The sequence below is a fragment of the Aliiglaciecola sp. LCG003 genome, from assembly GCF_030316135.1.
Taxonomy (GTDB): Bacteria; Pseudomonadota; Gammaproteobacteria; order Enterobacterales; family Alteromonadaceae; genus Aliiglaciecola.
In genome coordinates this window covers 4025263-4045273 of sequence record NZ_CP128185.1, presented here as the reverse complement: position 1 = coordinate 4045273, position 20011 = coordinate 4025263, and the positions used below count along the sequence as shown (strand labels likewise).

General features: G+C 43.5%; 20 protein-coding genes. 11 read left to right on the top strand and 9 right to left on the bottom strand.

Features of this window, described 5'->3' with window-relative positions; genetic code table 11:
- Nucleotides 1-56: 56 nt before the first annotated feature.
- The gene (gene dtd, locus QR722_RS17650; protein WP_286284285.1) at nucleotides 57-497 is read right to left on the bottom strand and encodes a D-aminoacyl-tRNA deacylase; all 441 of its coding nucleotides are present in this window, start codon (nucleotides 495-497) and stop codon (nucleotides 57-59) included.
- Between the two features lie 2 nt (nucleotides 498-499).
- On the bottom strand, nucleotides 500-1495 hold the full coding sequence (gene pip, locus QR722_RS17645; RefSeq protein ID WP_353506890.1) for a prolyl aminopeptidase: 996 nt from the start codon (nucleotides 1493-1495) through the stop codon (nucleotides 500-502).
- A gap of 76 nt (nucleotides 1496-1571) precedes the next feature.
- Between pip and QR722_RS17640 the strand changes: the two genes are divergently transcribed.
- Together QR722_RS17640 and QR722_RS17635 are read left to right on the top strand one after the other, a co-directional pair.
- The gene (locus QR722_RS17640; RefSeq protein ID WP_286284284.1) at nucleotides 1572-1808 is read left to right on the top strand and encodes a hypothetical protein; all 237 of its coding nucleotides are present in this window, start codon (nucleotides 1572-1574) and stop codon (nucleotides 1806-1808) included.
- Nucleotides 1805-2440 (top strand): DUF2959 domain-containing protein, encoded by a 636-nt coding sequence (locus tag QR722_RS17635; RefSeq protein WP_286284283.1) that lies wholly within the window; start codon nucleotides 1805-1807, stop codon nucleotides 2438-2440. The genes QR722_RS17640 and QR722_RS17635 overlap by 4 nt, the downstream gene beginning before the upstream one ends.
- Before the next feature lie 38 nt (nucleotides 2441-2478).
- Here the strand turns inward: QR722_RS17635 and QR722_RS17630 are convergent, their stop codons facing one another.
- Nucleotides 2479-3366 (bottom strand): virulence factor BrkB family protein, encoded by an 888-nt coding sequence (locus QR722_RS17630; protein WP_286284282.1) that lies wholly within the window; start codon nucleotides 3364-3366, stop codon nucleotides 2479-2481.
- A gap of 42 nt (nucleotides 3367-3408) precedes the next feature.
- On the bottom strand, nucleotides 3409-4290 hold the full coding sequence (gene metF / locus QR722_RS17625) for a methylenetetrahydrofolate reductase (RefSeq protein WP_286284281.1): 882 nt from the start codon (nucleotides 4288-4290) through the stop codon (nucleotides 3409-3411).
- A 148-nt stretch (nucleotides 4291-4438) separates the two neighbouring features.
- On the opposite strand from metF, the gene metJ reads away from it, so the two are divergent.
- Both metJ and QR722_RS17615 read left to right on the top strand, forming a co-directional pair.
- Nucleotides 4439-4756: a met regulon transcriptional regulator MetJ gene (metJ, locus tag QR722_RS17620; RefSeq protein ID WP_286284280.1), complete on the top strand. Its 318-nt coding sequence runs from the start codon at nucleotides 4439-4441 to the stop codon at nucleotides 4754-4756.
- A gap of 268 nt (nucleotides 4757-5024) precedes the next feature.
- Nucleotides 5025-6200: a hydroxymethylglutaryl-CoA reductase gene (locus QR722_RS17615; RefSeq protein ID WP_286284279.1), complete on the top strand. Its 1176-nt coding sequence runs from the start codon at nucleotides 5025-5027 to the stop codon at nucleotides 6198-6200.
- A gap of 71 nt (nucleotides 6201-6271) precedes the next feature.
- On the opposite strand, the gene QR722_RS17610 is transcribed toward QR722_RS17615, so the two are convergent.
- Nucleotides 6272-7522 (bottom strand): malic enzyme-like NAD(P)-binding protein, encoded by a 1251-nt coding sequence (locus tag QR722_RS17610; protein WP_286284278.1) that lies wholly within the window; start codon nucleotides 7520-7522, stop codon nucleotides 6272-6274.
- Between the two features lie 338 nt (nucleotides 7523-7860).
- Nucleotides 7861-8073, bottom strand: a complete 213-nt coding sequence (gene rpmE / locus QR722_RS17605) for a 50S ribosomal protein L31 (RefSeq protein WP_286284276.1) — start codon at nucleotides 8071-8073, stop codon at nucleotides 7861-7863.
- A 201-nt stretch (nucleotides 8074-8274) separates the two neighbouring features.
- Between rpmE and priA the strand changes: the two genes are divergently transcribed.
- From priA to hslU, 4 genes are all read left to right on the top strand, one after another.
- Nucleotides 8275-10449, top strand: a complete 2175-nt coding sequence (priA, locus tag QR722_RS17600) for a primosomal protein N' (RefSeq protein WP_286284275.1) — start codon at nucleotides 8275-8277, stop codon at nucleotides 10447-10449.
- 223 nt (nucleotides 10450-10672) lie between these two features.
- Nucleotides 10673-11245, top strand: coding sequence for an SPOR domain-containing protein (locus tag QR722_RS17595; RefSeq protein WP_286284274.1), 573 nt, complete (start codon nucleotides 10673-10675; stop codon nucleotides 11243-11245).
- A 135-nt stretch (nucleotides 11246-11380) separates the two neighbouring features.
- On the top strand, nucleotides 11381-11905 hold the full coding sequence (gene hslV, locus QR722_RS17590) for an ATP-dependent protease subunit HslV (RefSeq protein WP_286284273.1): 525 nt from the start codon (nucleotides 11381-11383) through the stop codon (nucleotides 11903-11905).
- A 57-nt stretch (nucleotides 11906-11962) separates the two neighbouring features.
- Complete coding sequence (hslU, locus tag QR722_RS17585) at nucleotides 11963-13291, top strand: ATP-dependent protease ATPase subunit HslU (protein ID WP_286284272.1); 1329 nt, start codon at nucleotides 11963-11965, stop codon at nucleotides 13289-13291.
- A 73-nt stretch (nucleotides 13292-13364) separates the two neighbouring features.
- On the opposite strand, the gene QR722_RS17580 is transcribed toward hslU, so the two are convergent.
- From QR722_RS17580 to QR722_RS17570, 3 genes are all read right to left on the bottom strand, one after another.
- Complete coding sequence (locus QR722_RS17580; protein WP_286284271.1) at nucleotides 13365-14906, bottom strand: response regulator; 1542 nt, start codon at nucleotides 14904-14906, stop codon at nucleotides 13365-13367.
- Nucleotides 14907-15173: 267 nt separating this feature from the next.
- On the bottom strand, nucleotides 15174-16025 hold the full coding sequence (locus QR722_RS17575) for a mechanosensitive ion channel family protein (RefSeq protein WP_286284269.1): 852 nt from the start codon (nucleotides 16023-16025) through the stop codon (nucleotides 15174-15176).
- 24 nt (nucleotides 16026-16049) lie between these two features.
- The gene (locus QR722_RS17570) at nucleotides 16050-16841 is read right to left on the bottom strand and encodes a DUF432 domain-containing protein (protein ID WP_286284267.1); all 792 of its coding nucleotides are present in this window, start codon (nucleotides 16839-16841) and stop codon (nucleotides 16050-16052) included.
- Nucleotides 16842-17310: 469 nt separating this feature from the next.
- Between QR722_RS17570 and rimK the strand changes: the two genes are divergently transcribed.
- The 3 genes from rimK (at nucleotide 17311) to QR722_RS17555 (ending at nucleotide 19998) form a co-directional block, all read left to right on the top strand.
- Nucleotides 17311-18216 (top strand): 30S ribosomal protein S6--L-glutamate ligase, encoded by a 906-nt coding sequence (rimK, locus tag QR722_RS17565; RefSeq protein ID WP_286284266.1) that lies wholly within the window; start codon nucleotides 17311-17313, stop codon nucleotides 18214-18216.
- A gap of 93 nt (nucleotides 18217-18309) precedes the next feature.
- Nucleotides 18310-19149 (top strand): mechanosensitive ion channel family protein, encoded by an 840-nt coding sequence (locus QR722_RS17560; RefSeq protein ID WP_286284265.1) that lies wholly within the window; start codon nucleotides 18310-18312, stop codon nucleotides 19147-19149.
- 24 nt (nucleotides 19150-19173) lie between these two features.
- Nucleotides 19174-19998, top strand: coding sequence for a magnesium transporter MgtE N-terminal domain-containing protein (locus QR722_RS17555; protein WP_286284264.1), 825 nt, complete (start codon nucleotides 19174-19176; stop codon nucleotides 19996-19998).
- Nucleotides 19999-20011 lie beyond the last annotated feature (13 nt).

Genomic DNA, 20011 nt, shown 5'->3' with positions numbered 1-20011 from the left:
AGTGCAGACAACGCTAACCATTAAAACCTAATCAGAAACAGGGCACAATAGACAGACTAATTTATTTGAAGGTGGAAGGTGACCGGACCATCATTGACCAGTGACACTTGCATATCTGCACCAAATTGACCGGTTTGACAATTAATCCCAGCTTGTCGGCAGTGCTCAACAAATGCTAAATACAGCGATTTCCCCTGCTCTGGGGAAGCTGCATTTGAAAAACCGGGTCGATTACCTTTTTGGGTATCTGCTACTAAAGTGAATTGCGAAACCACCAATATTTCGCCTTGGGACTGACTGATGTTCAGGTTCATTTTACCGTCGCTGTCATTGAATATACGCAGCTTGGCAATTTTACCCATGAGTTTCTGAGCTGTGGCCTGGGTGTCAGACTTCTCCACACCTAAGAGCACCAGCATACCCTGTCCAATCTGACCAACTGTTTGCTGATCTACTCTTACCTTTGCTTGGGTTACCCGTTGAATTAATGCAATCATCTTTAGCTTTCTTGCAGAAACTTGGCCATAGCATCAGTTGCATGACAAATAGCCTCACTGATATTTGGGTCGGAGGTACTGTGTCCCGCTTCAGGTACAATTAACAATTGGCCAGCACGCCAAGATTGACTTAGTGAATAGGCGTTTTCTAGCTTGCAGACCATATCGTAGCGGCCATGGATGATAGTGCCAGGAATGCTATTGATCTTATCGATGTTTTGCAAAATGTAATCTTCGTCAATAAAACAATTATGTTTGATAAAGTGACACTCCAACATCCCCAGACTGATGGCTCGATTTAAGTTTTGACTCATATCTTGCTCGATGATTGAATTGTTCATCAAAGATATTCGTTCTTCCCACATGCACCAAGCCTTAGCTGCATGAACCTTGGTAAGCTCATCACCTTGGGAAAAAATTTGATAAAAAGCCTCCGCCACCGACATCTTGCCCAAACGGTCTTTTACAATTTCTATAAATGAAGCATAGTGGTCTGGAAATATTTGAGCCGCACCACCATTGCCGTGCAAAAACCATTGCATATCTTGCTCACGGGCTAAGAATACCCCTCTAAGTACAATCGAGCTGACATGTAAAGGATATTCAATGGCGCTTAATAGAGCCAGGGTGGTGCCCCAAGAGCCGCCGCAAAGCATCCACTTGGAAATCTGCAAATGTTCCCGTATTCGTTGGATATCCGCGAGGATATGCGCAGTGGTATTGTTAATTAGGCTGGCAAAAGGAGTAGATTTTCCGCACCCGCGCTGATCAAAGCCTATAATTCTATAGATGTTGGGATCAAAAAAGCTACGGTAAGAGTCAGATAATCCAGCCCCTGGGCCACCGTGTATATATAACACGGGAATGCCGTCTGGGTTACCAGATTGTTCAAGATATAATGTGTGTCCGTCACCTACATCAAGCAATTCAGAATAGTATGCTTTCAGAGGCGGATATATATGATGCATAAACTCCGCTTTTTTGTTTGTGAATTCCATCGCTTTGCTTTAATTTAGCACTTAATACTTGAAAATAAACATTTGTTTCCACAAATCGATTTAAATGGAGAAAGTTATGGCTGGACAAGGTTCAGGCGGCAATGTGTTAGCCGCGATTTGCAGTTTTTTTATACCTGGTTTAGGACAATTGGTGCAAGGGCGTATTTTCAAAGCACTGTTGTTCTTTGTAATTGCAACGGTAAGTTATGCGTTGACGGCTACTGTTATCCTCTTTTTCATGTGGATAGTGGGCGCAATATTCCATCTATGGTCAATCATCGATGCGGCTACTTATAGAGGAAATCAGCTATGAAAAGCCTTGTTATCGCTTTGCTTACATTGTCATTATTCGGCTGTCAAAGCGCTTATTATGCAGCCTGGGAAAAACTCGGGGTGGAAAAACGCGATATTTTGGTCGACCGCGTGGAAGACGCCAAAGACTCCCAAGAAGATGCTCAAAAACAGTTTGCTTCTGCATTGGAAGAATTTAGCCATTTAATCAATTTCGATGGTGGGGATTTGCAAGATGTCTATGAAAAGTTAAATAGTCAGTTTGAAGCCAGTCAGGCTGCTGCAAATGACGTTAGCAATCGGATCGATAAAGTCGAAAGCGTAGCCGAAGCATTATTTGACGAATGGAATGATGAGTTGGAAAAGTACAGTAACGCCAAGCTCAAAAATGATAGTAAAAGACAGCTAAACGACACCCAAAAACGTTACAAAACGTTAATTACCGCCATGCGCAAGGCTGAATCTAAAATGGCTCCGGTATTAACGGCTTTGCAAGATAATGTGTTGTATCTTAAACATAATCTTAATGCCAATGCAGTGGGTGCACTGCAAGGTGAATTTAATCTCATCAAGAAAGACATTGATTTGTTGATTAAAGAAATGAACAGTGCAATAGCTCAATCAAATGACTTCATATCAAGCATAAAAAGTTAATTGTTGAGGCAAACATAAAGTCCTTCCATTGACCCAGACTATTCCTCTGGGTCAATGATATTTCGCTCTTTTCCAGTATCTTCTTCCGGCAATAAACGTTCTAAAGCTCGGGTGAATTCTGCCCCTATTAAGACTAAAATCCAGCTTAAATATACCCAAACAAATAGTATGGGAATGACTGCTATGGCGCCGTAGATCATTTGATAGGACGGAAAGTGTTCAATATACAAGGCAAACATTTTCTTAGAAAGCTCGAACATAGATGCGGCGAGCAGCGCTCCGCTAATGGCATGCTTAGGACTAATGCGTTTATTAGGCACCACCATATACAGAATAAAAAAGGCGATGACGGAGGTCACAAAGGGTACAATTTTAAGCAGTATGGTGGATATGCCAGGGGTGTATTCCTCTGCATAATTAGCCAAACCAACCAAATAGGTGCTGACCAACACACTTACACCAATTAGCAATGGTGCCAAGGTAAGCACCATCCAATACACTGCAAAAGTATAGATCCGTGGCCTTTCGCTTTTCGCTTGCCAAATATTATTAAGGGTTTTATCAACATTGGAGATAAGTGCTAGCGCTACGGCCACTAAGAAAAGGATACTCACTGCACCCATTTTGGATGCATTGGCCACAAATTGAGACATGTGCTGCTGCAACACATCGCCGGAGGTAGGGATCAGATTGCTGAATACAAATCCTTGCAATTGTTCTCGGACTTCGGAGAAGGCCGGGAAGGCTGACAAAATACTGAAAAAAACTACGATAAAGGGAACGATCGATAATAACGAGACATAGGCTAGATGCCCAGCAGAGGTGGTTATCTTATCTTTTTGGCAATGGTGAAACACATTGCTTAGCAGCGCCCCAGTATGAGCCAGGACGCTTTTAATTTTTTCCAGCGCAGAGATTTGAGTCATAACACCTACTATCACTATACATTGGTGTTTAGTTTATAGGGTTTAGCCGCGAACGCCTAGTAAATGACAAATTGCATAGCTTAATTCGCTACGATTTAAGGTATAGAAATGGAAGTCTCGAATTCCCTCTTTAGCCAAAACCTTGACCATATCCATGGCAATACTGGCGCCTAATAGATTTCGTGTTGTTTGATCTTCTTGGTCAAGCCCATCATACATTTTGTGTAACCAACTGGGCACATGTACGTTTGTGAAGCCGGCAAAGCGTTGTAATGTTTGATAATTGGTGACCGGTAAAATGCCGGGAACTATGTCTAGGTCTATGCCTGTCGCTGCCGCTCGGTCGCGAAATCGTAAAAATACTTCGGCATCAAAAAAGAACTGACTAATTGCCTGAGTCGCACCGGCCTCCGCTTTACGTTTCAGGTTGAGTAAATCAAATTGCGCATTGGGCGCCTCAGGGTGTTTTTCAGGGTAAGCGGCTACTGATACATCAAAATCAGCCACGTCTTTTAGCAGAGCAACTAAATCGGCAGCGTACATATCTGTTTTGGTCATGCCCTGAGGTAAATCCCCCCGCAAGGCTACAATTCTGCGAATACCACTATCCCAATAGTCTTGTGCGATTTGCACTAGTTCTTCGCGACTGGCGTCTACACAGGTCAAATGAGGTACGGCGGCCACACCGGTTTCCGCCTGAATACGTTTGACCACATCATGAGTCCGATCTCGTTCACCACTATTCGCACCATAGGTAACTGACATATATGCGGGCTTTAGCGGCGCTAGACGGTTAACCGATTTCCACAGGGTTTGTTCCATTTTCTCTGTCTTGGGAGGGAAAAATTCAAAAGACACATTTATTCCACTTAATTCAGCCATTGTCTGGTTAAGCGATTCAATACCCTGGGCGTAAGACACCATGTAACACTCCAAAATTCAATATAGTAAACAATTAGCCGTTTAGACGTCTAAACTAAACTGAGTTGGCTAAGCCGTCAAGATGTTTAGACATCTAACTGACTTACGGTTAGAATTTCCGTTTATAAGAAAGATTAAAAAGAGCATCAACATGGCAGAGTGGAACGGAAAATACATACATCCCTACGCTGAACACGGTAAAAAGAGTGAGTTGGTAAAGAAAGTCACGGTCTCAATTCCACTCAAAGTGTTAAAAGTATTGACGGATGAACGCACTCGTCGTCAAGTCAACAACTTACGGCATGCAACCAATTCAGAATTATTGTGCGAGGCATTTTTGCACGCATTTAATGGCCAACCCTTGCCCGATGATGATGATCTACGCAAAGATAACCCAAATAGAATTCCAAAAGTAGCCCGTGAACTGATGGAATCAATGGGTTTGGAGATTAAAGACAGTGAGGAATAAGCTGTAAAAGGATGTTTGTCGCACACGCTCCTGCTTATAAGGGCAATCAACAAGATTCAGAGCACTGCACCATAGTCTCATAGCACCACACCCCAAAGTGGTGCAAAAACTAGTCTTATCTCGGGTAGACTTTAGCCCGAGTTGAGATTATTGAGTATTTTCAAGCTTAACTTCATACTTTGGTCATTTTAGTCCCATACTATTATCTGGCAAGTACTTTGCATTTTATATGTAGCGAGTACCCGGACTATATTTAAGGATTATTTAAATGAGCAAAACGCCACGCATTCCCCGTAACACCATGAATGATTACAGTAACGAGTGGGCGCAAAAACGCAGAGAGTATCTCACTCAACAGACCGGCACTGAATTACCTCACACAGGCCACTACTCCATCGACCCCGCAGCCCTGCCTGGCAATATTGAAAACTTTATTGGCGTGGTACAAATGCCTGTAGGTATTGCAGGTCCAATTCAGGTCAATGGTGAATACGCCAATGGTTTATTTCATGTGCCATTGGCAACCACAGAAGGTACCTTGGTAGCCAGCTATAGCCGTGGTATGCGGGTGGTCAATGAGTGTGGTGGGGTGAATACCACAGTGGTTGAACAATTTATGCAACGAGCCCCAGCGTTTATTTTTGACAATGCTAGACAGGCGAGAGACTTTGGCGCTTGGGTAGTTGAGAATTTTCAAAAAATTAAGCAAGCTGCTGAAACCACTACCAGCATCGGCAAGCTAGACCACATCATGCAGTGGTCAGTATCTAAAACACGTTACTTGCGGTTTAACTACACAACCGGTGATGCCGCAGGACAGAACATGGTGGGTAAGGCCACCTTGGCAGCTTGCGAATGGATTTGCGCGAACTACCCAGGTGGTTGTCAGTACTTACTATCTGGCAATATGGACACGGATAAAAAACACTCTCATTTAAATATGCTGCACACCCGGGGTAAACGAGTAATAGCTGAAATTGTCCTCAAAAAAGAAGTGCTTAAAAAAATAATGAAGGTGGATACCAAGATGCTAGCTAAGGCAACTGTGTTGGCCAACACGGGGGCGTTAATGGCGGGCGCTGCGTACAATGGTCCCCATTCAGCTAATGGGATTGCTTCTATATTTATTGCAACGGGTCAAGATGAAGCCAATGTTGTAGAGTCCCATGCCGGGTTACTTTCCCACGAATTATTGGACAACGGTGACTTTTACTTATCGATTACTTTGCCATCTTTGATAGTGGCGACGTATGGCGGTGGAACCGGATTACCAACTCAAAAGGAATGTCTAGAACTAATGGACTGTTACGGTAAAGGCAAAGCTAACAAGTTAGCTGAAATCGTTGCTGCCACCGTGTTGGCCGGCGATATTTCGCTTGCTTGTGCTGTGATTGGTGGGCATTGGGTCAGCAGTCATGACAAGCTTGGGCGCAATCGAGACTAATGCAAAGTTGTTGTGTGGTAAAAGCTGCTTGGTAGGGCGAGTCTTACACCCTGCCAGCAACTATTGAACCGTCATAACTTGTCTAAATAATTAGCCGGTAAGCGGTCTAGCCGTGCAACGCCAGAGGCAATCGCTGCTTGTGCTACAGCAGTCGCGACTCGCTTGCAAAGTCTCGGATCCATAGGTTTGGGAATGATGTATTTGCGGCCAAACTCCAAAGCATCGATTTGACTTGCAGCCAAGACCTCTTGCGGGACGAGTTCTTTGGCGATGGCACGAATAGCTTCTACAGCTGCAACTTTCATCTCATCATTTATGGTTGAGGCTCTGACATCAAGGGCACCACGGAAAATAAATGGGAAACATAAGACATTATTAACCTGATTAGGATAATCAGAACGGCCAGTCGCCATTATCAAGTCATCACGCACTTGATGGGCCAACTCTGGTTTTATTTCCGGATCTGGATTTGAACAAGCAAACACTACCGGATTATCGTTCATTAGTTTCAGTGTTTCAGGGGGCAGTACATCTGGTCCAGACACGCCGACGAATACATCCGCATCTTCCATTACATCCTCTAAAGTACGTTTGTCGGTATTATTGGCAAACAATAATTTGTGTGGAGTCAGATCGTCTCTTCGGGTATGGATCACACCTTTACGGTCTAGCATATAAATACGCTCTCTTTGCGCGCCACACTTAATCAATAATTCCATACAGGCAACGGCTGCAGCGCCAGCGCCCATGCACACGATAGTCACGTCGTGAATAACCTTACCTTGGATTTCCAGCGCATTAAGCATACCCGCAGCGGTCACAATGGCGGTACCGTGTTGGTCATCATGAAACACTGGGATGGAGCAACGCTTGATCAGCTCTTGTTCTATCTCGAAGCACTCCGGAGCTTTGATGTCTTCAAGATTAATTCCTCCGAATGTATCAGCAATGTTAGCAACCGTATTGATGAACTCTTCGGTTGTACGGTGCTTCACTTCGATATCAATGGAATCAATGCCAGCAAAGCGCTTGAACAATAACGCTTTTCCTTCCATGACAGGTTTGGATGCTAAAGGCCCTAAATTACCTAAGCCAAGAATGGCAGTGCCATTGGTGATGACAGCCACTAAGTTGCCTTTGCCGGTATAGGTGTATGCGGCATTAGGGTCAGCAGCAATTTCTCTGACGGGTTCCGCAACACCAGGACTGTACGCCAAGGCCAAATCGGTGACACTTTCCGCTGGCTTGGTAAGCTCTACACTGATTTTTCCCGGAACGGGTTTAGCATGATAATCCAACGCTTTTTGACGAAAATCAGACATACGTGTCTTATTCCTTAATTTGTAGGGTGAGTATGTTGTTTTTTTGTTAGTGGTTTATTGTTTTTATTTTGGCCACTGCAGGCAAATGTAACATAGGCTTAGGCCGAAGACATATCAGACAAGAGAATAAATAACATTCACCAAACGCATGTTTATCTGCCATCTTATTCAAAGTACTGATATTCAACAGTAAACAAACACTGGATGCTGTGGGCAATAATGTCAGTTTAGCTGTTTTTTAGTGTGCTGGATGGCAGAATGAGGCTGTGATTATTTAATATTTAGCAGGTATAAAAAAAGGCGCATAATGCGCCTTTTTAACAATAGATTGACTGGACTTACTTCTTGCCCAATGCACCAAAACGTTTCTTGAACTTGTCAACACGACCACCGGTGTCAACGTTACGTTGCTTACCAGTGTAGAATGGGTGACAGGCTGAGCATACGTCAAGGTTGATGTCTTTACCTAAAGTTGAACGAACAACAATTTTATTGCCACAAGAGCAAGTTGCTGTCATTTCATTGTATTCTGGATGAATATCTTGTTTCATATGGATTACCTCATTTCTGGGCCGTATCGCTATACAGCCCGAAGCTGCACACCATACGCAAATTAAATTAAATAGCGGCTTGCCGCAAAGAGGCGCGCATATTAATGTAAAGAGCGAGACGGATCAAGGAGTTTTGCTTGATTGTTAACCAAAACCATTGCTTTGATATATAAAAATAGCCGGAATAGCCAAATTTAAACCATGCCGATTTATCAAGTTGCCCTAGCGTTACCCAAACGACAACTTTTCGATTACCTGAGTGATCAAACTGATATTCAAGTAGGATGCCGCGTGCGTGTTTCTTTTGGACCACGTTCGATGGTCGGAATAGTGACCGGAACTGTCGCTAGTTCGCCGCATTTTGCCAAGTTAAAAGCTATCTCACAGTTACTTGATCAGCATCCGGTATTGGACGAGTCATTATTATCTCTGTGTCATTGGATGGCGCAATACTACCATCATCCCATTGGTGAGGTGCTGCATGCTGCCTTACCAGTTGCTTTGCGCAAAGGTGAGTCAGACCAACCAAAACCAATTGACTATTTGCGTCTATTAGATGAAAGCCAACTGGAGGTGCCAGAGGCTATTAAGCGCGCCAAAAAACAAGTCCATTTGTTTCATGCCCTCCAAGAGGGGCCGCAATCCTTGACCGGACTTAAGCAACACTTCAGCGATAGTGTGATCAAGGGCTTGGTTGATAGGGAGATTGCCAAAATAGAACCTATCGCGGCTGAGATACAGACAAATTTGTGGCTCAAACTTGAGGTTGGGGACAAGCCTACACCCAATGTGGAACAAGCACTAGCAATCACTGCGATTACCCAAACTTTGGGACGTTATGCCTGCTTTCTACTCGAGGGTATTACTGGAAGTGGTAAAACAGAAGTTTACCTACAAAGTATTGAAGAGGTGCTATTAAACAAGCAACAGGTTCTGATATTAGTTCCTGAAATTGGTTTAACCCCCCAAACGGTCAAGCGTTTTGAAAAGCGTTTTGGCCTGGAAGTCGGGGTCTTGCATTCAGGGCTCAGTGACAATGAACGTTTAGTGGTGTGGCAAAAAAGCCGACGGGGTGAAGTGGCTATTGTGATCGGCACCCGCTCCGCTATTTTCACGCCTATGCTCAATCCCGGCATGATCATCGTAGATGAAGAGCACGATTCATCATACAAGCAACAAGATGGCTTGCGTTATAACGCGCGGGATTTAGCCGTACTAAGAGCAAAAGCGCATAATGTCCCACTGGTGTTGGGATCCGCCACTCCTTGCTTGGAAACATTGAACAATGCCCTCACCAATAAATATCAGCATTTGCAACTGATTAGGCGGGCCGGCAATGCGTTGCAAGCAAAGCAAAATGTATTGGATATTACTAACCAGCCTTTGGTTGCTGGCTTAGCTCAGGGCATGCTGCAGAGGATGGAGCAACACCTCAATGCGGGCAGCCAAATCATGTTATTTGTGAATAGACGGGGCTATGCCCCTGCTTTGTTGTGCCATCATTGTGGTCATATTGAAGAGTGTAAGCGCTGTAACAAGCCTTATACGGTGCACAAAGCATTACATAAAATACAGTGTCACCACTGTGGCTCCGCCCGCTCTTTGCCTTCTTCTTGTCAATCGTGCGGCCATCATGAGTTGGTTACCCATGGCGTCGGCACCGAGCAGTTAGAGCAAAGTCTTAAAAAGCGCTTTGCGCAATTTAGTTCAGTCCGAATAGACAGTGATAGTGTGCGCGGTAAAACCAAATTGAATGATTTACTGGAAGAAATCAATCGAGGCACCCATCATATTTTGATTGGTACCCAAATCCTCTCCAAAGGACACCATTTCCCTAATGTGACCTTGGTGGTGATCCTCGATGCAGACGGAGCCTTATTTAGCGCCGATTATCGTGCCCCAGAGCATCTAGCCCAACTTATCACCCAACTCTCCGGCCGCGCTGGCCGAGCGGAAAAACCCGGGGAGATGTGGCTGCAAACCCATCAGCCAGGACATCCACTGCTGCAAGACTTAATTCACAACGGCTATGGACATTTTGCCCGTCATGCCTTGTTAGAACGTAAACACGCTGGACTACCACCATTTTGTTTTCATACACTGTTTCGAGCCGAAGCCAGTCACATTGAGTTGGCCTTCGAATTTTTGTCCCAAGTGGGGTTAATGCTGACCTGCCTAGGGGTCAAAGTTATCGGCCCAATTCCTGCCATTATGGAAAAGCGTCAGGGCCGCTATCGTATGCAGCTGTTGCTGCAAGCCAATAGCCGTTCGTTGTTAAATAAAGTCATCGCCAGTCAAGTTAATCAGATTGAGTCTTTACCTATCACGCGCAAAGTACGGTGGTCGATTGATGTCGACCCGCAAGACTTCATGTGAGATGAAATAGGCCAGCGAGGTGAACCCCCAGTTGTGTGACTCAAGTGTCAATTGCCATATCAATAAACAAGCCGCCTATGCACTTTTCATCTTGGTTTCCATAGCCTATTCGCGTTACTATTTGGCTTAACTACAATCCTGATGTCAGATAGCATCAGGTCTTAAATGTTAAACGGTTTGACATAACTTCGCACCTCAGCAGTTTGGGTAAAAAAGCAATAACATGGCTCACAAAGATTTTGTAAAACGCGGCCAAGTGCCGAAAAAAAAACCTCAATCGAAAAACGCCCCAGCGCAGGTGAAATTGCCTTGGATACGTATTGTAGTGACCGTCTTATTGGTGGTGGGATTTGTATATTTTTTATGGTCAATAAGTCGCACAGATGTTGAAATCTCTGTGCCTGAGGCTGTCGAATCAGCGACTCCTGCCACAGAGCAAGCCACCAGCACAGATGATATAGAGCCGTTACCAGACATGCCTATTGAACGTTACAGTTACCCTGAAGAATTAAAGCATGGCAATGTCGAAATTGACCGCAAAGAGCAACAAAAGTCTGAGCGTCCCTACCTTATGCAGTGTGGTTCGTTTCGCAAGCAAACTCAAGCAGATGAAATGCGCGCTAAACTGGCCATGCAAGGCCTCGAATCTCAAGTGAGACGCAGTGAAGGTAAGAATGGTCTGTGGTATCGGGTGGTCTTAGGACCTTATGACTATAAACGTGATGCCGAGGCTGATCGCCATATTATCCAAAAAGTTGGTATCGGAAGCTGTCAAATCTGGTATTGGGATCTATAACAATACTGACTATGTTTTGTCCCAAGCCGATTAAAAGCTTGAAAATTTCGCGCCACTCCCCACATATACTTCATTGAAGTGCCAGCGACCCAGTTCTAGGGTGCTGGCTTACCCTATCGAGATCAAGGAGTCGCAGTGACTACAATTGTATCAGTACGTCGCAATAATCAGGTTGTCATCGCTGGAGATGGCCAAGTTTCATTGGGCAATACCGTTATGAAAGGTAATGCTCGTAAAGTACGTAGGCTATACAACAATAAAGTAATTGCCGGTTTTGCTGGTGGCACAGCTGACGCCTTTACGCTATTCGAACGCTTCGAAAGTAAACTCGAAATGCACCAAGGGCATCTAACAAAAGCCGCAGTTGAGCTAGCCAAAGATTGGCGCACCGACCGGATGCTCAGAAAATTAGAAGCATTACTGGCGGTGGCAGACCACACAGCCTCATTCATAATTACCGGAAATGGCGATGTGGTGCAGCCAGAACAAGATCTTATTGCCATTGGTTCCGGCGGTCCTTATGCACAAGCTGCCGCAACCGCTTTGTTAGCAAATACCGATTTGTCTGCTAAAGAGATAGCTGAAAAAAGCCTGAGCATCGCGGGCGATATCTGTGTGTTTACCAATCACAGCCAAACGATCGAAACACTCGAATACTAATTTTAATCGATAGTTGCATCACCGAATTATCGATAAACATGAAACAAGGTTGAGCCTATGTCAGATATGACCCCAAGAGAAATTGTCCACGAATTGGATAAACACATTATTGGCCAGCAAGATGCTAAACGTGCCGTATCTATAGCATTACGAAATCGCTGGCGCAGAATGCAATTACAGCCTGAGTTGCGTCAGGAAGTTACGCCAAAAAATATTTTAATGATCGGTCCTACAGGTGTGGGGAAAACCGAAATTGCCCGTCGTTTAGCCAAGCTTGCCAATGCGCCTTTTATAAAAGTCGAAGCGACAAAGTTCACTGAAGTGGGCTATGTGGGCAAAGAAGTTGAAACCATTATTCGTGATTTGGCTGACATCTCAGTTAAAATGACCAAAGAACAAGAGACTCAAAAGGTTAAATATCGTGCCGAGGAAGCGGCCGAAGAACGTATCCTTGATGCTTTGTTGCCACCTCCAGAAAATGCTTGGGGTGAAAAAGAGAAAGTTGAAGATAAAGGGACTCGCCAAGCATTCCGTAAGAAATTACGCGAAGGTCAGTTGGATGACAAAGAAATCGAAATCGATGTGGCATTACCTCAGGTTGGTGTAGAAATTATGGCTCCTCCTGGGATGGAAGAGATGACTAACCAGCTTCAGGGGATGTTTCAGAATCTGTCGGGTTCACAGAAAAAGAAGAAAAAGCTTAAAATCAAAGAAGCTTTTAAACTACTTATCGAAGAAGAAGCATCTAAATTAGTTAATCATGAAGAGCTCAAAGACAAGGCCTTATATAACGTCGAACAAAACGGCATTGTATTTGTTGATGAGATTGACAAAATCTGTAAACGAGAAGGTTCAGGCAGCGCCGATGTGTCACGAGAAGGGGTACAACGAGATTTGCTACCATTAGTGGAAGGCTCTACTGTTTCGACTAAGCACGGCATGGTCAAAACGGACCATATATTATTTATTGCCTCAGGCGCGTTCCAAATGAGTAAGCCGTCTGATTTAATCCCAGAGCTACAAGGCCGTTTACCTATTCGGGTTGAATTGTCAGCGCTGAGTGTGGGCGATTTTGTGCGGATCCTAACCGAGCCTAGTGCATCGCTAACCGAGCAATATATTGCCTTGTTAGGCACTGAGGGGGTAAGTGTAAGCTTCACCAATGATGGGATCAAACGTGTAGCAGAGGCTGCTTGGCAAGTTAATGAGCGAACTGAAAATATCGGTGCTCGCCGTCTTCATACTGTGATGGAACGTTTGATGGAAGACATTTCCTTTGATGCCAGTGAAAAGCATGGAACTGTCATTGAAATAGATGAGGCCTATGTGAACGAACATTTGGAACGACTAGTTGATAACGAAGACTTGAGTCGTTTTATTCTTTAGAATTTCGAGCCAATTTAATTTATAAAGCGCGAACTATTTCGCGCTTTGTTATCAATTTAACCGCAAGATAGGCTCAATTAGGGTCAGGATAATCCCGTCTTAATTGTATAAAGTCATCGATATTTTCTAATAAAGCATCCACCAGTTTCGGCTCGAAATGTTTACCCCGTTGTTGGGCCAACAGATCTAAAATCTGCCGAATTGACCAAGCTTCTTTATAGCAGCGTCTGCTGCCTAAGGCATCAAAAACGTCTGCTAGCGCCGTGATCCTAGCGGCTATGTCAATTTGGTTAGCTTTTAACCCTTGAGGATATCCACTGCCGTCCCATTTTTCGTGATGTTGATGGGCAATGGTCGCACCTAGCTTTAATATTGGATTATCTGATTTAGCTAGCATTTCATAGCCAATCATAGAATGAGTCTGCATGATTTCCCATTCCTGGGCAGTATGCTTTCCGGCTTTATTTAAAATCGCATCAGGAATACCTACTTTGCCCACATCGTGTAGAGGGGAGGCAAGCTTTATCATCTCGGCCTGGTGTTCAGGTATACCAATGTTTATCGCTAGCATATAGCTTGCACAAGCCACGCGCCTCACATGACTACCGGTCTCTTTACTGCGCATTTCAACCGCTTCACCGATGATATATGAAAGCTCTTTTTGCGATTCTTTCACGGTGTCACGTAGTTTTAGATTTTCATAGGCTACGGCAATGTTATTAGCAAAGAATTCTAATAAACTGTGCTGTACCGGCTCAAGATGTTGTTGATGAGAAACGTAGAGTAAATTTTCACTACCTCGTTTAGTGGTAAAGTACCCCACAAAATAGTCTTTCTCATTTACCGATTGCTTGATCCGTAATGCTTGCTTGAGTCGCGAGTTTACTTCTTCGGTGAGTATTTCATCGGCGTCATTAAAACAGCCTTTCTCGTTGTAATGATTGATGGCCAGAATATTAACTTTGTAATTCTGCTGTGCGGTATCAGTTGCTGCGGCGCAGCATATAATTTCTTCTTCGTCGATGCCCAGCACCAATACAACTTGCTTGAGAATGGTGGAAGCAAATTGCGGTAGCGTATCGCAGGCGATAAATTCTGAAGACGCAGCGATTATTTTTTCCAGACCTTGTCGATGTTTATCAATAGTGACGATGTCACGATAACTGCGTAACGAAGAATAGATGGAGGTCTTTAAGCGCAGAGCGGTCAGTTCGGTCTTATTTTTGTAATCATTAATATCATAATCACGGATTACACTTTCTTCTGGCGCTTCGCCGGGTTGTCCGGTGCGAAGTATCAGGCGAATCTGATGATTATTTAACTCTTCTCTGACCCACTTTACGAATTCTAGTCCCGCATGGTTGGTCTCCATCACCACGTCCACTAAGGCGACTGCAAACTGCTCATCGGTCTCGAGCATGATTTGCTTTGCTTCTTTGGCTGAGAACGCACTGTTAAATTCTACCGAGCCATTCTCAAAACTAAAGTCACTTAACACCAAGCGAGTGATATTGTGCACTTCAGGCTCATCATCAACCACCAGTATCTTCCACTTGGTGGCCAGAACTGGGGTGTCATCCTTAGTGTCTTCAGCAAAAATAAAAGTATCGTTCATTGTGAATGAAAATATTGTTAGGCATTGAGACTATAAAGATAGACCAATAACCCCAATATAATGAACGAAGTATCTGAAAAAAAAGATAAATTAACCCGAACATCTTTAGGTTTGTTCTTTGTAGGGTCACTAATCTTGGCGAAATCAAAGCCAAGTTGCTGCCAAACCTATTGAGTAGTGCACCCTACTGAGCCCCGTGCGGGTTCTAGGTGAGGCAGACTATGTTCGGCAGCTTCAAATTTGCCGTGGCGCATCAAAGATGCCAATTCACTTTAGTTCTGGGTCTTCTTTTTGCAACGAAATAGGGATTGGCTTTGACGCTTCACCTGAGTACAAACTCAAGTGAGGGAAAGGTATTTCAATGCCATTTTGGTCAAATGCCTCTTTTATAGTTTGATAGATTTCGTTTTTTAATAATAAAAAATTCTCTCTTTTTGACCAAACAGAAAACTGGATATCTACCGAGGAAGATCCAAATCCTAACAAAATAAAAAGTGGCGCTGGCTCGCTTAAACATAGCGGATTTTTATCTGCGATTTCGGTCAAGATAGCTTTTACTTTTGCGATGTCTTCTTTATAGGCAATACCGACTTTTAGATCTGCCCGCCGGATCGGAAATTTTGTCAATGTAGTGACTTGCGTCTTTATCATTGATTCGTTTGGCACTCGAACAAACAAATTATCAAAGGTTCTGATTTTTACCGACAACAAATCAATGGAGATAACTTCTCCTGTAGTCTGATCAATCTTGATCACATCGCCAATTGAAAAAGGTCTTTCCATCATTAAAAACAGGCCACTAATCAGGTTCGACGCGGAAGTTTGAGACGCAAATCCAATAGCGACGCTGAGTATACCCGCAGCGCCTAACACAACGCTAAGGTCAAATCCTAGTTCACGTAAAGCGGACATAAACATTAAGACCATGATGCCGTAAAAGACGCCTCGTCGAACTAATACCTGACTATGATTGGACATATTGGCCAGATTAAAGCGCATCACTAAATTGCTAAAAAATTTGGCGACAAAATACCCTACTATGAGAATGAAAAGAGCTTGGCCGATATCGAACACATGCAGCCTTTCTAATAGGTCTAAGGTTTTACTTTCTTCGTTCATTGGTACAGGTTCTCACTGTTAAACTTAATCTACTAGGCTTTTGATCGAGGACAAAAAGGATGATTTTTTACTCAGTTCTCGTGATTCTGATACTTGCAGCATGTTCTGAATATCCTCTGGTGGGGTATGGCGAACGTGTGAAACGGATTTTGCGTGTTCCATCCTCTGCAGAATAGAAATCTGATCGGTCCAAAATTCACCATCTTGGTCAACATACAGCTTGAGAGCGGGAACGGGTAAATTCAGTCTTTCTATTTTGAGAGGTTCTTCTTGGGCATTTTTCAGAATAACCATGGTCGAGGCTCTATGGGAGCGTTTTTCAAGTAAACTGCGATCCATTTTTGCATCGGTGTATTTTGAATAGCATATATCTCCTTTCATAGTATTGGGCCCAAACCAAGAATCAGAGGGACGCCAAAATGGAATGTCAGCGATTGGAACTTCGCGGTGCGGGATCAATATTGTCATCCATAGTGGTGTACTTACATATATCTTAATTTCTTCTTCCGGCATGATAATAAAGGGTCTACTTGGCCTAGCGACCATGGCTCGATCGGCTAAAGAAGGCTCAATTATGAGCGTTTCGCTGGTGTTGCTTAACATATATCTATTAAAGTCAACGTCTTGAAATGATTCTGTTGCCTTAGGTGCACCGGTTAAAATCGGTTTATCTAATTCAAATTCAGTTTCTTTATTCCAAATTGTCCACTCGTGACCACTGCGTTTTATCGCAATGACACGCTCAGCAATTCGCCAACACCTGGTCTGTGCTAGGTTGAAGTTAAACTCTCCCCACCAATCTTTTCTTTTAGTCATAGCCTATTTTTTATCTTATCTATCATATGTTTCAGAAGTATATTGCGATTGAAATAGTGCAGCGCTAGATTCTAATTACGCCTCGCAGACGAGAGGATAAAAAATATTTAACTAGTGTCAACGAAGATTGAATGCAACCTTGCCACAACCCGCAGTCTTGATGCTAGCAGCTATACATTCAAGCACATAGAAAACTTTTAAATAACCGATGAATAGCACGATTTTTCGCAAAATTGTCCTGTCGGAATGCTAAATCTAGCCTAATATCAATGGTGTAATTAGGCTTAATTTTTAAACCAAAGTCTTGATGCGTAAAAATTTCTGTCAGTAACTGTTTGATTATTTTAATCTGAAAACTTGATTCAGTTAGCTCGCAATGCCAGCTATTTTCCGCATAAGTTTAACCCTTTGTGACTAATAGAGTATGAAGCTCGTCTAAGTAACTATAAACACCATACAGGAAGTCAAAATGAAAATAGCAATTTTATCTAGAAACAAGAGGCTCTACTCTACTCGCCGCTTAAAAGAAGCAGGCCAAGCACGGGGGCATGAAGTCGATATTATCGATACGTTACACTGTTATATGGACATTACCAGTAGTCGACCCGTGGTTCGATATAAAGGTGCTGAGCTGCCGCAATATGATGCCGTTATTCCCCGAATAGGCGCATCCGTTTCTTTTTATGGTACGGCGGTGGTTCGACAGTTCGAGATGACAGGTAGTTTCTGTGTTAATGAATCTGTTGCTATTAGTCGTTCCAGAGATAAATTACGCTCCATGCAGTTGTTATCCAGAAAAGGCATAGGTTTACCCCGAACTGGTTTTGCCAATCGCCCTGACAATATTAAAGATCTGATTAAAAATGTAGGTGGTGCACCATGTGTGATTAAATTACTTGAGGGTACTCAGGGAATTGGCGTGGTACTAGCGGAAACGTCCAAAACAGCAGAGGCTATTGTTGAAGCATTCATGGGTTTGGAAGCTAATATTTTAATTCAGGAATTTATCAAAGAAGCAGGCGGTGCAGACATTCGTTGCTTTGTGGTTGGTGATAGAGTTGTGGCTGCTATGAAACGACAAGGTGCTGAAGGTGAGTTTCGTTCAAACTTACATCGAGGAGGCTCGGCAGTATTAATAAAACTTACTAAAGAAGAACGAGCAACTGCGGTTGCTGCCGCCAATATTATGGGCCTAAACGTTTGTGGTGTGGATTTACTGCGTGCTGAACGAGGTCCGGTTGTGATGGAAGTTAACTCTTCACCAGGTTTAGAAGGGATTGAAACCGCAACCAAAAAAGATGTGGCAGATCTAATTTTTCAATTTATCGAAAAAAATGCTCGACCCAACAGAAACCGCACTCAAGGTAAGGGGTAGTCCTAAATAGGCTGTTAATTGAACCACGCTTATTATTACAAGCGTGGCTCGCTACAATCTACCTTCGGCAAAATATACCAGTAGGAAAAACAGATGACAGATTGGGAAGTCGCACTCACGACAAATTATGAACAATTAATGGGTTATCTGGTGGCCTATGTTCCACAGATCCTGGGCGCATTAATTCTACTGATAGTGGGCTGGATTATAGCTTGGATCGTTTCGCGACTGACACATTCTTTAGTTTCTTTTGTCGGTCGTTTACTGAATAAATTAAGTAGTAAACTGTCTCTAGATAAACGTATTAATATCAAACCCCATCATTCGGTGCTCATTAGTCGCGCGACGTTTTGGGTCATTATGGTGTTCTTCTTTGCTGCGGCAATGTCCAGTCTCGGCGTTGATTTTATTGCTTCATGGCTACGAGAGTTGCTTGGATACTTACCCAATATTCTGGCAGGGATTATCATAGTAGTAGGTGGCTTTTTTATTGGCAATATAGCCAAAACGATGACAGAAGCCGCCGCGCAAACCACAGGTTTGAAATACAGTAGCCGCATTGGACTCTTCGTCAAGTGGTCCATTGTGGGTATCGCGGTGGTTATTGGTATTGAACAACTGGGCATGAATATTCAATTTGTTACTACCTTGGTAATAGTTGAATTAGCTGTATTCAGTTTTGGCATTGCGCTGGCTTATGGCCTGGGAAGCAATGAATTGGTTAAAAATTTAGTTGGTTCGCGACAAGCTATTAAGCATCTTAATGTGGGCGAAAGAGTCAGAATTGCCGGATTTGAAGGAAAAATTGTGGCTTTCACCCAAAGCTCGTTAGAACTGGAAACCCAAACAGGAAAAGTCTTTGTCCCCGCTAAACTCTATACCGAAACCCCTTGTGTTGTATTGGCGGAGTTAGAGCATGAAAAAGATCTGTAGAGCAGGCTTGTACTGGGGAGTACAATGAATCAGGTTCATTATAACTTAACCCTACATTTTATCGCCTCAGAGCCAATAGCTGCGGCGCGTAAACTTGAACTGGTTGACCCGGAGCATGCGGCGGCAATTCTTAAATCGGCCCCTATCTCGCCTGCGGTAAAGGTTTTAAAGTCGATGATCCCTAGTGTATCAGCCAAGCTTTTCAGCTTCTTTACCGAAGCGCAATGTCTGAAATTAACCGAGTATATGGATATTGCAGATTTAGCTGCTATCTTGCGACACGTCGATGCAGACACTCGTCAATCCGCAATCAAGCTGTTACCTTTGCGTAAACAAACCCTGTGTAAGATGCTGATCACTTATCCTGAATATACCATAGGCTCTATGGTCGAAACGGATGTCCTTATCGTTGATAACCACATGGAAATTGCAGAAGTGATGTTTCGTTTGAAAAAACGCTCCTACTCTTATTTGCAATCGCTTTATGTAGTTAATCAAGCTCGCCAATTCGAGGGCAAAGTGTTCATTGGTGACCTCCTACGTGGCGATTCGAATAGCGAAGTGACATCGCTGATCATTAGTAGTCAGCAGGAAGTCTGCAATGCCAACTCTGATATGATTGCAGCGATGGAGTGGGATCTATGGAACCACACAGACACTCTAGCGGTAGTGAATAAAAAGCACGAATTTGTAGGTGTGATCCACTACAGCCGGTTACGTCATTTCATGTCTATTCGGCACGCTCATGAATCAAAAAATGGCTCAGTCTCTTCGGACTTACTTGAAATATATGGTGATACCATAGTTAACATGGTCGACCTGATCCAACCCTTGGATACAAACAACTAAGGGGCGAATGCAT